The organism is Jejuia spongiicola (assembly GCF_023502325.1).
GTDB lineage: Bacteria > Bacteroidota > Bacteroidia > Flavobacteriales > Flavobacteriaceae > Wocania_A > Wocania_A spongiicola.
Genome location: NZ_JAMFLZ010000012.1, coordinates 1 through 16,866, shown reverse-complemented (window position 1 = coordinate 16,866; position 16,866 = coordinate 1). Strand labels below are relative to the sequence as shown.

Sequence of the window (16,866 nt, the reverse complement as noted above, 5' to 3'; positions counted from 1 at the left end):
GGTAATGGTTTCATTTTCTTCAACCACCCAAGTGGTTATAAAATAATCTTCAGTTGTAATACTTTGGTTTTCGTAAGCACCTATATCAATGACACCATATTTACGGGTTTGTCCTGCTAAATCATGGAGTTCCATGTTTTTGTTATTATCACCGTTGTCTATTAGCCCTGAGTTTTCAGTAGGTAAAAGACCATCATCAACGGTTCCAAAAGTGTTATCGTCACCAATAGAGTTGCTACTGTTTACAAAAGGGTCTTGGGTAAGTGCTATAAAAACACCTGTGCTATTTAAGTTCCCTCCTCCTATACCATCAGAGGCATTGTGGCTTGACTTGCTGTTTATAGTAGCGTCGGTAATATCTAAAATATCATTATTTGCATTTTTATTATTATAAAATACAGTATTGTAAAGTTCTGGGTTACCCCCATATATACCGCTACCATTTAGACCAGTATTATTTTCAATAAAAGTAACATTGGTGAGCGTTGGGGATGAAGCCGAATTAAACATCGCACCTCCTTGTAGGTCTGAAGTGTTTTTAGAAAAGATCACGTTTGTTAGTTTTGGCGAAGAGCCCGCTAAATTAGCCATTCCACCACCACGATTAGCATGATTTTGAAGAAATACAACATTTGTTATTAACGGGGATGAACTAGTATTGAGCATCCCACCACCTTTTGTTTCTCCTTCTATTCTGCCTTTGGTAATAATCAAATGATCAAAAAGAGCGTTGTTATCTAACCCTGTAGTTTCCAAAACACGATAGTTACTACTGGTGTTGGCGGCATCTAAGGTAGAAAAACCTTCTTGCTTATTATTACTGCTGTTATAGCCGCCTTTTACTATTAAATTCTTATCTATTACTACGGTATTTTGTAGTGCGTATGTACCTGTTGCTATACGTATTTCTTCACCTAAATTGGCATTATTTACAGCTGTTTGTATATCTAAATAGGCTTTTGCCCAAGAAGTGCCATCTGGTGGAGTAGTACTTGTAGCATTTTTGTCTACATAAATGATACGATTATTTTCGTAAGCGCCAATATCTATAATAGCATATATACGCTCTTGTCCTACTATATCAAATGCTTCATTATTTTTACTATCATCACCTTGGTCTATTAATGCTGATGTGTTTGGCATAAGGCCATCATCAAAGGTTCCAAAGGTACTATCCAACCCGTACGGATTTGTAGTATCTAGAAAAGGATTAGCGGTAAGCGTTATAAAAACTCCTGTATTATTTATGTTACCACCTGCACCATCTGAGGCATTATGGCTTGAACTGCTGTCTATGTTATCACCATCAATATCAACCTCTCCATTAATACTGGTATTGTTGTAAAAAACGGTATTGTAGAGCTTTGGAGTAGCATTACTATTATTCATACCACCACCGCTTGTTGTTGCCGTATTTGCATGAAACGTAGCATTGGTAAGTGTTAACGAAGCATTGGTATTATTAATTCCCCCACCAATATTAGCATGGTTTTTATTAAAGATTACATTGGTAAGTGTTGGCGAAGCACCATTATGGTTGTACATGCCACCACCGTTTGTTGTTGCCGTATTTTCTGTAAAAATAATATTGGTTAATTTAGGAGATGAATTATTATTGCTCATACCTGCACCGCTATCTATACTTTTGCCATGAGCAATGATTAAACGGTTAAAAAAGGCTGCATTTGTTAAGTCTGTTGTTTTTAACACAGGATATGTGCTTTCACCATCTAAGGTAGAATAACCATCTTGGGCATTATCAATGGTGTTATAACCTCCTAGTATTATTAAATCTTTTTTGTTTATTGTAATGGTATTTCCTTGTTTGTAAATTCCTTTAGCCATACGTATTTCATCACCAGTATTAGCAATGTTAACCGCAAATTGTAAATCTTTAAAGGCTGTGGTAAAACTTAAGCCATTACCTGTATTATCTGGTTGGCTAGCATCAACATAAAAGACTTGTTGTGTCTCTCCTCTTACTTCATAAGCGCCACGGTCAATACTACTACCATACTTACGTACTTGCCCTGCTAAGTCTACGGGTTCTGTATTTTTATCATCAATTCCTCTATCTGTAAGGAGGGAGTTGCTTTTTGGCACTAGGCCATCATCTGAAGTTCCAAAAATTCCATCCTCACCTGCAGGATTGTCAATAGCTAAAAAAGGGTCATTATAAGAAAGTGTAGCTTGGTTTGTAGATTCAATACTACCACCTTCTACATCATAGAAGTTGTGGCTGGAATTGATGTTTATGGGCAACCCCCCAATACCAGAAAGCTCTTTACTGAAATGCCCTATGTTTTTGTAAAATACCGTGTTGTAGAGCGTAGATACACTTTCTTCAGTATTATAAAATACGTAGTCTTCCTTTTTTGCTGCAATATTTCCAGTAAACGTTACATTGGTAAATGTTGCTCTACTATTATTAACAGTGACTGCTGAGCCTTTAACTCCGGCAATTAATGTGCTATTTTCAATAAATGCAACATTAGTAAGTGTTACTTGGTTAGATTGGTAAATATACAATCCACCACCGCCATGTCCTTGATTAGTACCTAAGGACTCATTTTTATAAAATGTTACGTTATTTAATATTGCATTGGCTTTAAAAAGTATAGCCATCCCGCCTCCAAGTGTTGCCTTATTTTCAGAAATTGTTATATTGTTAAGAACTGGTAAGGAATTGAAAATTATTGCTATTCCCCCCCCATTGTGACCTGTGTTATTAGTAAACTTTAGGTTGGTGAGTATTAGAGAAGATCTTGAAACTAGCAGACCTCCAGTTATGCCGCCGTTAGAAGAAGGATTATAGCCATTGGTAAAAATCAAATGGTCTAAAATAGAGTTTTTTGTTAATTGTTTAACTTCTAAAATAGGATGACTATTATCACCATCTAAGGTGGAATAGTTGTTTGGTATTTGAAGGTTACTAGCGGTATCGTAACCTCCTTTTATTGTTAAATCATTATTATCTATTACTATCAGTTCGCCTTCTTTGTATGTTCCTGTTGCCATACGTATTTCGTTACCGCGCTTTGCAACACTTACAGCTTTTTTTAAGGATTCATAGGCACTGTTAAAACTGGAGCCGTCTCCAGTTGTGTCATCACCACTTGCTGCATCTACATAAATAATGCGGCAAGAAAGGCCAGCGTCGGTAATTACCCAATTGTAACCATTTGGCGCTTCTATGGTTGAAATTAATAGTTGTCTTGCACTTTCTGCATCGCAAAATGTGTTATTATCGGCTTGTAAAGTGATGTTTCTAGGGATGTCGTCAACGCCAATTATTTCTGGGGAACTGTCTGTAGCCCAACCTATAAGTGTGGCATCGTAGTTTTCTGGTTGTAGACCAGCAAAATAAAGCATGTTAGTCATATCGGTAACATTGGTAATATCCCAAGAACCTAAATCTTGATTAAATTTAAATGCCGAATAGAATGTGCCAGCCATAGTCTGTATATTTGAGGTATCCCAATTCCAGTTTCCAATTCCTTCTTCACCTATTTCCTTACACCCTCTAAACATATTGCTCATATTGGTAACACCATCTAGATTTGGTGTGTCTTGTGCATTGTTTTTAAGATTTGTGCAGTCCCAAAAAGCATTTTCCATAGAGGTCCATTGTATAGTACCCCATTGTTCAACGGTTAATATTTTATCTTTGGATACTGCATCTTTAAAATAAATTCTTGGAAATTCTCCACGAATGGCTATGGTGTATGTACCAGGCGTAGTATATGTATGACTAATATTGCCTGTAGCATTGTTGTTTGCATTAAATGTAGTGCCATCATAAGTCCAATCTACTTCATAAAAGTAGCCGTTACCAGTTGTTGGTATGATTATAGTTTCGCTAGCTTGAGTGGTTTCCCAAGTGGTAATAAAATAGTCTGAATGTTCTAGGTTTGGGCAATCTAAACTAAAACCTTCATCATTAATAGTCCAATTGTATCCTCCATTTGTAATGGTATTGGTTAGGCTAGTTATGGCTGCTAATACTTCTGAATCACAACCATTAAAGACGCTGTTTCCTGCATCAAAAGTTATACCTGTTGGAATATCATCAACATTATCTTGTTCAGGATATTTATCTGTAGACCATCCAGTTAATGTAGCACCGTAGTTTTCTTCAGATAAAGTAGCGCCTGTAAACATATTAGTCATATTAGTAACCTTTGTAATATCCCAATCGCCTAAATCTTGATTAAAAGCTTCAGCATTCCAAAATTGCTCTACCATATTGGTAACATTGCTTACATCCCAACCACCTATATTGTAATTAAAAACTTTGGCTTTCTTAAACTGATGTTCCATGGTAGTAGCGCTACTTACATCCCAATTGCTTATGTCTTGGTTAAAGTTTATTGCGCCCCAAAACATATCAGACATGCGCCATACATTACTCACGTTCCAGTCGCTTATATCTACATTAAACTGCTCAGAAAAGGCAAATATGCCGTGCATCTCTTCCACATTACTTACATTCCAGCCACTAATATCTTCATTAAATCTAGTAGCATTATAGAAAGTACCGTTCATGGTTTTAATGCTTGACAAATCCCAATTCCAATTTCCTCTATCATCATCAAAACCTATATATTCACATGCTCTAAACATATTGTTCATATTGGTAACACCATCTAGATTTGGTGTGTCTTGAGCATTGTTTTTAAGATTTGTGCAACCCCAAAAGGCGTTTTCCATAGAGGCCCATTGTGTAGTACCCCATTGTTGTATGCTTAGTATGTTTTCTTTTTTTCCAGTGTCATCATTATTAAAATAAATTCTTGGAAAATCTCCGTGTATTTTTATGATATAGGTTCCAGCTGTTGTATACCTGTGCTCAGCATTGGTACTTGTATCCCCATCAGAGTGTGAGGAAGTTATACCATCTCCCCAATTTACTGTATAATCATAACCACTTGCTGTAGTAGGTATAGTAATAGTTTCTCCAGAACTAACTTGCCATGTAGTTATAAATTCGTTTTGCGTATTTTGGTTTTCGTAAGCACCTATATCTATGGTGTTGAAAGCGCGATTTTGTCCTGCTAAATCAGAAGTTTCTGTATTTTTGCTATTATCTCCTTGGTTTATTAATATGGAGCCATCAGCTGGTATAAGACCATCATTGTTGTTTCCAAATTCATCATCATTTCCATCAGGGTCTGTACTGTTTATAAATGGGTTTTGGGTAAGTTGTTCAAAAGGGTTACCATTATTAAGGATGCTTCCATTATAATCAGAGACATTGTGACTTGAACTACTATTTGAGACTCCAGAAATATCTGAAATATTACCATTCCCTATTTTATTATCATAAAATACGGTATTGAAAATATCTGGAGAAGAATTATTAGTATTGTTGTCTATTCCAGGCCCTTCAGCGGCTGTATTTGAATAAAAGGTGGTATTGGTAATTGTTGGTGAAGAATTGTTAGAATTGTATATTCCGCCACCTTTATTTGAATGATTTCCATAAAAGACTACATTAGTAAGTGTTGGGGAAGAAAATATAGTATTAGACATTGCTCCACCTGTGGTATTTGAGGTGTTTTCAGAAAAGACTACATTAATAAGCGTTGGAGATGAGAACTCGTTATTATGCATACCACCTCCAGTGTTTGTTGAAGTGTTTTTAAGAAAAATTACATTGGTAAGTGTTGGAGAGGAACCAATATTATACATCCCACCACCCAGATTTGTATTACCGTTAGTAATAATTAAATGGTCAAAAAGAGCAGTACTTGTTAAGCCATTGGTACTAAAAATACCATTGGAGTCTTGACCATCTATGGTTGAATAGCCTTCTTGTATATTTGTAGTAGTATTATAGCCTCCTTTTATTATAAAATTCTTATCTATTGTAATGGCAAACCCTTGTTTGTAAATACCTTCTGCTATTAGTATTTCATCGTTTTCAGAAGCATTGTTTATGGCATCATGCAAATTGTTATAGGCCTTTGTCCAAGTAGTACCATCTGTATTATCACCGTCAAGATCTACATAAATAGTTTGTTGGGCTTGTGTGTTAGCTAGGGCAAAACCACATAGAATGAACGAGAGGATTGTGCTGTGAAAGTTAAACATTTATGAGGAAGCAATTAAATGTGAGCGATATTGAGAGATATGTTAACGCTAAAATATTCTATTGTAGGGAATAAATAGACTGTTTTAGGGTAGCAAAAAGGTTGCAAGCACTAAAACATGAAAATTACTAGGCGCTTTTTGTATTTAAGAATACTGAAAAATGTAGCCTTCTAATTTAGTATTGAATATTGCTTTTTGAGAGGTTAATAAGCGGTATAACTTATAATTTTTAGTGCGCCATACCCACTTTTATAAATTGATTTTTTTAATAAAAAACCACCAACAAAATACTACCAATGCTTTAAGCTATTAATTACCCCTTTTTAATAAGAAGCTTTAGTTTAAGAACAATCCAGCCCATTTATTGCAACTCTATAAAGTGGGGTATCAAAGAAATTGGTCATTGTGGTTTATGTGTATTTAATTTTAAAAGTATTAGTTACTATTGTTTTTATTTAGTTTTTTATGTGTTTGTATAGATGGGCAATAAATAATATAGGTATTTATCATAAATTTTGTAAAGATTTACAAAAGATTTGTTAAAATATTTTTTCTGCTTTAGTAAAAGTATTAAATTTGAGTACCTAAAATTAGTAATAACTAATTTATTCCCCTTTAATTAATAGCAAATAAATGGCGTTCGTTTTAAGAATAAAGCACTTGTGCTTGTTCTTGCTTTTAGTCCCTTTTTGTATCAATGGTCAGATGCAAGAAAAGGAAAAGGATTCTTTGAAAGAACTAATGGCGAGAACAGACAATGATTCCATATGGGCAGCAAATGCTGATATATTAGCTGGTCTTACAGCAATCTCCAACCCTATCCAAGCCGAGAAAATATTTTTTGAAGCTTTAGAAAAATTACAAAAGGATTCCTATCACTATTCAAATAAGCATAGAAGAATAGCGTCTATTTATGATGGTTTGGGCGTTTTGGAACGTCGACGTAATCAATTTAGTAAAGCTTTGGAATATTATTTTAAAGCTATAGAAATAAAGAAGCGGGAAAAGGATTCTTTAAGTATTGGATCTTCCTATCATTATATTGCTATGCTTCACATTAGAATGGATAACATTGATTCTGCCCTTAAGTATATGGGAAAGGCGTTATCACTCCGAAAGCATGGAGATAGTATTAGTTATGGGATTTCTTTAAATAATTACGGATATTTTTATTTAAGAAAGAGGGTGTATGATTCTGCTCAGTTCTACTTTACCAAAGCCAAATTGTTTTTTGGAAATGATATTCGTGTTAACGATACTTATTTATATATGGCACGATTATACATTTATAAAAAGCAATACAAAAAAGCCTTAAATATACATTTACAGATTTTAGAAACTTATAAGAAACATAAAAAGCTGGAACGTGTTGCTACTATACTAAAAAATATTGCCTATGACTATAGAAAACTAAATAATTTTATTGAAGCAGAAAAATATCTTAAGGAGTCCGAATTTATGGCCAAAAGTTTTGGAAATAAGCAATTGCTGGCAATTATTTATAATGAAAGATATTATTTGTCTAAGAAAAATAATGACTTTGAAACAGCATTAAAACATCGTTTAACCTATCAAAAATATAAGGACTCTCTCTCTCTTGCGGAGCAATCTAAAAACATTGGGGAGATAGAGACAACTTACCGATTTAAAAAAGAAGCACTCCTAGATAGCTTAAGTTATGTAGTAAAAAAAGAACAGCTAATAGCACTGGAAAAAACACAAAGAAACCGAAAAACATTTTTCATTTTTTTATTTACTGTTTCTTTATTTGGGATTATAAGCTTGTTCTTTATTTACCGCTATCGACATGAAAACAATATTCAGAAAATTGAAAATCAAAAGCTTGAAACTGATTTCTTAAACGGAAAAGTTGATTTTTTCCGATTTAAGATAGAACAACTTTTGTTAGATAATAAAATGAGGGTGAAATTTAAAGATGATTTAAGAAAAAAAATTAAATTGATAAATCAAACTACGGATAGGGATAAAATGGTTTCTGAATATCAAACACTCATAATCGAGATACAAAATCAAGCTAATACTGAGAATAGGCTAGATACTATTACAGAAAAACTCATTGATTTGGATGTGTCTTTTGAAAAAAAATTAGCAGAAGAGTTTCCAATGCTTTCGAAATCAGAGCGAGAAGTTTGTAAGTTAATGCGATTGAACTTAAGCATGAAAGAGGTTATGAATATTTTAGATATTACTATGGCTTCAATCAAGTCGATTCGTTATAGAATTCGAAAAAAATTAGGGATACCTAAAAATGTTAATTGCGAAATTTTTATAAAAAATTTGTTTGGTGATCGTTCAAATAAAGGGTAGTAAGAGGAGTATTTGTAATTAGTTAATTTTTAGTGATATAGTTTGAGTGTAAATTATAAAATGGACATGCTTATAGTATTTTTATTTGGTGTTGAATATTGTTTTTTTGTGAGGTTAATAAGTAGTATTATACCAATTAAACTTCAAAATGACTCATAGAACTTTTTTGTTTTTTGCTTAGCCATCGTAAAAAAATATAACCGTATCTATGGCTATACTTAAGTATTATCGCCTAGACTAAACAAAAACTAATTCATTGGTATTACGATCTTTAGTACACCTTGTGGCTTTGTATTAATTAAAAAACATCAATAACCTTTTGTTTATTATTTAGTTTTTATGTGTTTGAATAAAGGGTCAATAGATATAGGTATTTATCATAAGTTTTATAAAGATTAAAAAAAGATTTGTTAAAAGATTTTTCTGCTTTAGTAAAAGTATTAAATTAGTGATATCTAAAATTAGTAATTACCAACCATTCCCATTAATTAATAGCAAATAAATGGTGTTCGTTTTAAGAATAAAGCACTTGTGCTTGTTCTTGCTTTTAGTCCCTTTTTGTATCAATGGTCAGATACAAGAAAAGCAAATGGATTCTTTGAAAGAACTAATGGCGAGAACAGACAATGATTCCATATGGGCAGTAAATGCCGATATGTTGGCTGGTCTTACGGGGTTCTCAAACCCCATCCAAGCTGAGAAAATATTTTTTGAAGCTTTAGAAAAATTACAAAAGGATTCCTATAACTATTCAAATAAGCATAGAAGAATAGCGTCTATTTATGATGGCTTGGGTATTTTGGAACGTAGGCGTAATCAATACGATAAAGCTTTGGAATATTATTATAAAGCTTTACAAATAAAGGAGAGGGAAGAGGATTCTTTAACGATTGGGCGTTCCTATCATAACATTGCTATGCTTTATTTTAGAATGGATGATTATGATTCTGCCCTTAGGGATATGAAGAGAGCGTTATCACTCCGAAAGCATGGAGATAGTGTTAGTTATGCGACTTCGTTAAATAATTATGGGTATTTTTATTTAAAAAAGAAGGAGTATGATTCTGCACAGTTGTACTTTACCAAAGCTAAATTATTTTTTGGAGATGATATACGTGTTAACGATGCTTATTTATATATGGCCCGGTTATACGAATATAAAAAACAATACAAAAAGGCCTTAAATATACATTTACAGATTTTAAAAGTTTATAAGAAACATGAAAAGCCGGAGCGTATTGCTATTACACTAAAAAATATCGGTTATAATTATAGAAAATTAAATGATTTTACTAAAGCAGAAAAATATCTTAAAGAGTCAGAATTTATTGCCAAAGGTTATGGAAATAAGAAGTTGTTGGCAAATATTTATAAAGAAAGATATTACATGTTTAAGAAAAAAAATGATTTTGAAACAGCATTAAAACATCGTTTAACCTATCAAAAATATCAGGATTCTATTTTATTTGCAGAGCAATCTAATAAGATAGGGGAGATCGAAGCAACTTACCGATTTAAAAAAGAAGCACTCCTAGATAGCTTAAATTATGTAGTAAAAAAAGAACGGTTAATAGCACTGGAAAAAACACAGAGAAGACGAAAAAAAGTATTTATTTCTTTATTTATTGTTTCTTTAATAGGGATTATAAGCTTGTTCTTTTTGTACCGCTATCGACATGAAAACAATATTCAGAAAATTGAAAATCAAAAGCTTGAAACTGATTTCTTAAACGGAAAAGTTGATTTTTTCCGATTTAAGATAGAACAACTTTTGTTAGATAATAAAATGAGGGTGAAATTTAAAGATGATTTAAGAAAAAAAATTAAATTGATAAACCAAACTACGGATAAGGATAAAATGGTTTCTGAATATCAAACACTCCTAATCGAGATACAAAATCAAGCTAATACTGAGAATAGGCTAGATACTATTACCGAGAAACTCATTGATTTGGATGTGTCTTTTGAAAAAAAATTAGCAGAAGAGTTTCCAATGCTTTCGAAATCAGAGCGAGAAGTTTGTAAGTTAATGCGATTGAACTTAAGCACGAAAGAGGTTATGAATATTTTAGATATTACTATGGCTTCAATCAAGTCGATTCGTTATAGAATTCGAAAAAAATTAGAGATACCTAAAAATATTGATTGCGAACTTTATATAAAAAACTTGTTTGGTGGTCACTCAAATTAGAGGAGGTGTAGCCAAGGGAAAATCTTAAATTAAAAAAAGACCGCCTAAAGTTTTTAGACGGCCTCTTGTTCTTTAGTCTGAATCTACTTTGTTTTTAAGTACTTTATTTTTAAATTTAAATACGTAGTAATTTTTTTATAAAGTTTAATCACAAAATATAAAGCAAAAACAATAAGAACTATTAATATTATTTGCCAGATTATTAAACCATAACTTTTTTCCATTATTATTTCTTCCATAATTATTTAATGTTCTAATAACTATCGTTTTTTCTTAAACTTAAAGATAAGAAATATTATTAATATAAAGACTATTAATAATGTTATAAAACCTTCAAATCCAACAAAAAGTATCTTTACCATATTTAGATTCTTAATTGGTCCAACCATAACTAATTAATTTACCTGTTTTTCTATTTACGTTAACAACAATGATTACTGATTTAGAGTAATCTAGTCCATTCTCTCCAACTGTTATTCCAAACGAATGAACACCTTTTATAGTAATAAAAACTTCATCGCTATCAGATTCATAAATATTAGAATAATAAGAAGTTTGCTTCCATCCATATAATGATGAAAAACCAGTTAAGTAACTTGACACATCCACCAACTCGTAGTCACTTGCGTCAGTTTCTAAATTACTATTTATATCGGCATTAAATTCTGTCAATGTCCACGGTATATGAAAATTTAATTCTGTCGAATGTACATTTTGGGATTCGTTATAAGTGACTTCAACAAGTTCCATATAAGAATAAGCAGACTCCAAAAAAGCTTCAAACTCTGCAACATTATCAAATTTTAAAAGAATCGTTAGGGCTAGCATTTGAGTTAAGCACAAATGAATCTCCAGGTTTTAATATACCGTTCAACTGACACGCTATACTAGAACAATTGACATCATCGCGAGGTATAGGTGAAGTGATAGCAGTATTTGGGTCTTCACCACCTGTACGAGGGTTTGTAGTTCCACTGCCGCCGCCAGTATCTGGCCCGCCTCCAATAGGGTAGCCAATACCGCCGCCGCCGATTCCGCCACCTCCAGCACCATCACAAGCAACTTCAACAAATGTAATAGTTAAGGTGCTTCCTCCGGCTGTACAAGTATTGGGTTCGTGGTCATTACCCGCTGCACACTCCCAGCTTTCACTTGTTTCATAACAAGCATCTTGTCCTCCTCCTTTAGCTGCTGTTGTACCTTTAGAGTTTAATATATCTTCATTTGTAAATATATTATTTTCGGATATTTTAATGTGACCTACAAACGGCTGCGTAATATCAGCCAACCATTCTTCAGAAGGTAAATATTCGACTATGTGTGATTTTTCTATAATACCTCCTTTATCTACATTAACTATTAAATTGTAAAATTGTTTACCAACTGTAGTAGTTTTGAGTTTAAAGGTATAGGAAGCTCCATTTTCTTTATCTATCTTAATAATATTATCAGTAGGAATTAAATCATAAGATGTTTTTGTAAGTTTTGAGCTTTTGTTTGAAAGTGTGTTAATGTCAAAACGTTGACTTATCATATCAAAATAATTATTTTTGACGACATCATTTTTAAACTCATTGATAGAAATAAATTTATTTATTTTTTCTTGATAAGTTTCAGAGGAAATAGTATCATCTTGTTTTTGACAATTGACAAGGAGTAGTGAAACTACAAGAGTAAGAATTACAAATTTAAGATTTTTAAAATAAAATTTCATATAAATATAATTAAAGGTTAATAAATAACGATTCTATATACTATTAATCCTTAGTTCTTTTTTGGGAATATTGATTATAGTACGTCCCATGATTCTCTAGCTAGGATTATTTGTTTTTTTGTTCCTCAATAACAAATTCAATTCTTCTGTTTAATTGATGCTCATCCTCTGAACAAATTACGCCATTGAAACACTTATTTAATATTTTCGTTTCACCATAACTTTTTCCACTAATTCGACCGGATTCAATACCTTTAAATATCATCCAATCTATTGTAGATTTTACTCTTCTTTTTGATAGTTTTAAATTATAGTTATCAGTAGCTCTACTATCGGTATGAGATTCTAAACTAATTGTAATTTGCGGATACTTTTTCATTATTTTAACAACTTTTTCAAGTTCTTTTTCTGCATCAGGTCGAATAACTGATTGATCTAAATCAAAATAAATAGAATTAATCTTTACCTTTTGCCTATCTCCTTTATGAACAAATTTATTCGACCCTAAAGTTAAAATTATAGGTATCTCTATATTGGTTTGGTCTGAGGTTGTAACTATTTTTTCGGATGAGTTATAATGCTCCTTAGAGCCAGCTACTTTATAGTTTGTATTACAGGCAACCTTTAAACTAAAAGCAGCGTGTTTATCTGTTATTATCCGTTCAATTTCATTCTCACTTGAATCATATAGCACTACTAAAGCGTTTGGCAATAATGCGCCAGATTCGTTATTTCGAACAACACCATTAATAAATTGATTACAATTGGTCTTGATAGGACTGGTTAACTCTTCAAAATAATAAATATCATCATCTCCTTTTCCTCCCTCTCTATTTGACGAGAAATGTCCTGTTTTTTTTTGATTTTGAAAAACAAGCCCAAAATCATCCTTTGAGCTATTTAAGGGTAATCCCAAATTTACAGGATTACTAATTTCATAATTAGTATCAATCTTAACGGCATACAAATCCAATCCTCCATAGTTTTTCGAAAAACCATCGGATGAATAATATAATACATTTTTATCATCAATATAAGGAAACATTTCTCTTTTTGAGGTGTTTACCTTCGGCCCTAAATTGATAGGCTCACTATAAGTTCCGTCTGGTTCTATTTCTACAACCCAAATATCGGTTAAGCCTAAAGAGCCTGGTCTATTTGAAACAAAATATAGCTTATCCTCGTTAAAATTTAAAGCAGGGTGTCCTGTATCAAACTCATTATTATTAAAAGGCAACTTCTGAATATTCACCCATTTTCCAGATTTATCAATATCAGCTTTGAACAATTGTATTAATATCCATCCATCTGAACTTTTAGAAGGTAGCTTGTTTATGTAGTTATCCCTTGAAAAATAAACAGTTTTTAAATCTTTGGTAAAAGCTACATTCGATTCGTGAAATTTAGAATTTATTTGTTCGGAAAATGGCTGAGTATTAACAAACTCCCCCGTTTTAGTAATAGTACTTTTATACAAATCTAAAAAAGGTTGACCATTTACGTTCCACTTTCTATTTTTAGATTTTTTTACTTTTCTTGAAGAAGTAAACACTGCAGAACTATCACCATAATAAGTTACTCCAAAATCTGAATATTCAGTATTAGCATTAATGGTTTTTATAATATAATTTTGGTTTTGAGCGAATGTTGCAATACCGAAAAGCAACACTATAATGAGCATATTTTTTTTCATTTGTTTTTTTATGTTTTATTTCAGGTGTAACATCTTTATAATTGATAGCTGGTATAAACTCGTTTAAAGTTTTTCAATCTGATAAAAAATCAATCTTTTTTACTCATTTTTTGTTCTTTTATACTCTAATAATTTTTTGTGTAACTCAAAAAAGAGTTAAACAGAATCCAAAAATTAAATCGAGTTATTTAGAAGAATCTTGGGCTTTTAATTTTTCTTTTATTTATATCAAATAAGAATATGATTTCATGGGAACCGGAATTAAAAACTTTAAATCTTGAAGTTGTATGTTCATAGGCATAGCCTATTTTTAAGTTATTATTAACCTGAAAGCCTACTATACCATTAAGCGAGTCATCTAATCTAACTGATAAGCCAAACTCAACTCTTTTTTGAACCAATAAATTTAAAGAAAGGTCAATTGATACTGGCGTTCCTGTACTAGCTTTAACCATTGTTGATGGTTTCAATTTTAAATTATTATCAATATCAAACACATAACCCGAAGTAAAAAAATAATGTGTTTTCTCAGAAGCTGTAGAAGATATTCCATTTTCTTTTTCAAGATATTTTGTTTCTAATATATTAGGAGCAGATAATCCAATATAAAACTTTTGATTATAGTACATAACCCCCAGGCCAAAGTTAGGAGCAAATAAATCAATCGGGGTATTTAAAGGATCTGGATCTACAGTAATAACCTCTCTTACATTTAAAAAAGTAGCACCCCCTTTAACACCAAAAGCCAATTTCCCGTGCTCAGATGTAGGAATAGCATAAGAGAAATCTATATAAACATTGTTCTCTTTTGCTGGTCCAATTTCATCATGTATTACAGAAAACCCGAATCCAGCGCGCTTCCCTAAAGGCGAATTCACAGATAACGTAGCTGTTTGGGGAGCACCGTCAACTCCAACCCATTGCGACCTTCCCAATAATGCAATGCTGGTAACCCCACGAGACCCTGCATAGGCCGGGTTTAACACATTCATATTATACATATACTGTGTGTATTGAGGATCCTGCTGCCCATAAACTGTTGTAATAGATACCAACAAAAGTATAGCGGCTATTAGTAATTTATTTTTTTTCATGTGTTTATAATTATTGTTTTTTATCAGTCACGCGTAACATTCATTTATTAGTTTCCTTGAGTAGGGAATTTTAATTATGAAAGTTTCATGAAATTCGATTTAAATTTTAAATAAAAAGAGGTTCTCTATGAACTCCTCTCTATAAATAAATGTTTATCTTCTTAAATATACCCAACCAGTCTGAGGCTTTCTTTCATTATTATTAAAATTAATAACATAAAAATAAGTGCCAGCTGGAACAATACCGTTTGAAAAGTTTCTCTTTCCTGTTGAATATCCATCCCACCATATAGGTGTTTTTAATGGATCTCCATTATGCTGATATTTATAAACTGTATTTCCATTTCTGTTTACAATTTCCATACTAAAATTAGGATACAATACTTCTAAATGTTCTATTTCAAACACATCATTTGTATCATCTCCATTAGGAGTGAATCCTTCAGGAATTGTTAATAATACAATTGGTTCAGGAGTTACTGATGCCTGATCATCTTCATATGGATCATTATTATTTGGTGTTGAATCCAAATCAAATTCATTCGCAGAAATTACTTCTGCAATATTCTCCCATTCTCCAATTGGTAATACATACGCCACTATTGTTAATGTTTCGCTGGCATTAATACCTATAGACCCAACGATCCAAACTCCAGTAGTATCATTATACACTCCACTTGTTGTAGTAGCATTTACAAAATTGTATCCTGAAGGGAGTAAATCCATAACTTCAACTCCTGTTGCTACACTTGGTCCGCTATTTGTAAGCTCTATAGTAAAGACAACATTAGATTCGGCTACGGGCATCAATTCATCTACGTCCTTAGTTAATTCTATATCTACTACCGCAACAGGTTCAGTTGCAATGCAACTCGTATTGTTTTCAATACCCGTATCTTCTTGATGCAACGAGGTAATTGTTACACAATTTAAATAATTCCCAGATTCATTAACTATGGCATCAATAATTAATATTTCCGTTTCTCCATTAATTATACTACCTACATTCCATATTCCTGTTGTGTAATCATAGGTTCCTTTTGTTGAACTATAATTTAAAAAGCTATATCCATTAGGTAATAAATCTGTTATTAAAACTTCTGTAGCATCTATGGGTCCATGGTTAGTCAATCTAATTTCAAAGGAAACCTCTGTATCTACCATTGGTGTTAAATTGTTTGCTACTACGGTTTTGACAACGCCCAAATCAACTGCTTGAAGAGGAGGTACAGAAGCACAATTAAAATCATCTTCTGTAGGTTCTCCATTTGCGGGGGTTGAGTCTATGTCTATCTCATTTGCTGCGGTTATTTCTGCACAGTTTACATATTCCCCATTATCCATTACAAGTACGTCAACCAATAATACGGCAGTATTTCCAATTTCAATAAATCCAATATCCCATAGTCCTGTATCTGGATTATATGTTCCGATTGAAGAACTATAGTTTACAAAATCATATCCAGAAGGTATTAAATCTGTAACTTGTACCCCAGTGGCTTCTGTAGGTCCTTCATTATCTACTTGAATTTCAAAAGTAATCATATCACCCACTTCTGGATTTTCCACATCATCTACAACTGTTTTTGTCAAACTTAAGTCTATAAATGCTGTTGGAATAATGGATACACTTCCAATATTATTTTCAATATTAGGGTCCGATTGGTCGGCTTTTACTGAACTTGTAGTGTTAGTAATGGTTATTCCAAATGTTCCATCATCAACCGTGGCGTTTATAGTGAGTTCTGTAGAA

At 32.4% G+C, this 16,866-nt stretch carries 8 protein-coding genes; 2 read left to right on the top strand and 6 right to left on the bottom strand.

What is annotated here, in order from left to right:
- Positions 1–6,093, bottom strand: a 6,093-nt coding sequence (locus M3P09_RS17075) for a BspA family leucine-rich repeat surface protein (RefSeq protein ID WP_249974041.1), incomplete at its 3' end; no start/stop codon positions are given.
- Between the two features lie 705 nt (positions 6,094–6,798).
- Between M3P09_RS17075 and M3P09_RS17070 the strand changes: the two genes are divergently transcribed.
- Both M3P09_RS17070 and M3P09_RS17065 read left to right on the top strand, forming a co-directional pair.
- Positions 6,799–8,421, top strand: a complete 1,623-nt coding sequence (locus tag M3P09_RS17070) for a tetratricopeptide repeat protein (RefSeq protein WP_249974040.1) — start codon at positions 6,799–6,801, stop codon at positions 8,419–8,421.
- A 589-nt stretch (positions 8,422–9,010) separates the two neighbouring features.
- Positions 9,011–10,612: a tetratricopeptide repeat protein gene (locus M3P09_RS17065; RefSeq protein WP_249974039.1), complete on the top strand. Its 1,602-nt coding sequence runs from the start codon at positions 9,011–9,013 to the stop codon at positions 10,610–10,612.
- 372 nt (positions 10,613–10,984) lie between these two features.
- Here M3P09_RS17065 and M3P09_RS17060 read toward each other — a convergent pair whose 3' ends face one another.
- The 5 genes from M3P09_RS17060 to M3P09_RS17040 form a co-directional block, all read right to left on the bottom strand.
- A complete protein-coding gene (locus M3P09_RS17060) occupies positions 10,985–11,440 on the bottom strand; it encodes a hypothetical protein (protein ID WP_249974038.1) in 456 nt (151 codons plus the stop codon).
- Positions 11,409–12,326, bottom strand: a complete 918-nt coding sequence (locus tag M3P09_RS17055; protein ID WP_249974037.1) for a hypothetical protein — start codon at positions 12,324–12,326, stop codon at positions 11,409–11,411. Before M3P09_RS17055 ends, M3P09_RS17060 begins: the two co-directional genes overlap by 32 nt.
- Positions 12,327–12,432: 106 nt before the next feature.
- Complete coding sequence (locus M3P09_RS17050; protein WP_249974036.1) at positions 12,433–14,019, bottom strand: OmpA family protein; 1,587 nt, start codon at positions 14,017–14,019, stop codon at positions 12,433–12,435.
- Positions 14,020–14,207: 188 nt separating this feature from the next.
- Positions 14,208–15,113, bottom strand: coding sequence for a PorP/SprF family type IX secretion system membrane protein (locus M3P09_RS17045; RefSeq protein WP_249974035.1), 906 nt, complete (start codon positions 15,111–15,113; stop codon positions 14,208–14,210).
- Between the two features lie 153 nt (positions 15,114–15,266).
- Positions 15,267–16,866, bottom strand: a 1,600-nt coding sequence (locus tag M3P09_RS17040; protein WP_249974034.1) for a T9SS type B sorting domain-containing protein, incomplete at its 5' end; no start/stop codon positions are given.

Coding starts and splice junctions, on each gene's coding strand:
- M3P09_RS17055 (WP_249974037.1), bottom strand. CDS start 12,326: ATGAAATTTTATTTTAAAAATCTTAAATTTGTAATTCTTACTCTTGTA.
- M3P09_RS17045 (WP_249974035.1), bottom strand. CDS start 15,113: ATGAAAAAAAATAAATTACTAATAGCCGCTATACTTTTGTTGGTATCT.
- M3P09_RS17060 (WP_249974038.1), bottom strand. CDS start 11,440: ATGCTAGCCCTAACGATTCTTTTAAAATTTGATAATGTTGCAGAGTTT.
- M3P09_RS17050 (WP_249974036.1), bottom strand. CDS start 14,019: ATGAAAAAAAATATGCTCATTATAGTGTTGCTTTTCGGTATTGCAACA.
- M3P09_RS17065 (WP_249974039.1), top strand. CDS start 9,011: ATGGATTCTTTGAAAGAACTAATGGCGAGAACAGACAATGATTCCATA.
- M3P09_RS17070 (WP_249974040.1), top strand. CDS start 6,799: ATGCAAGAAAAGGAAAAGGATTCTTTGAAAGAACTAATGGCGAGAACA.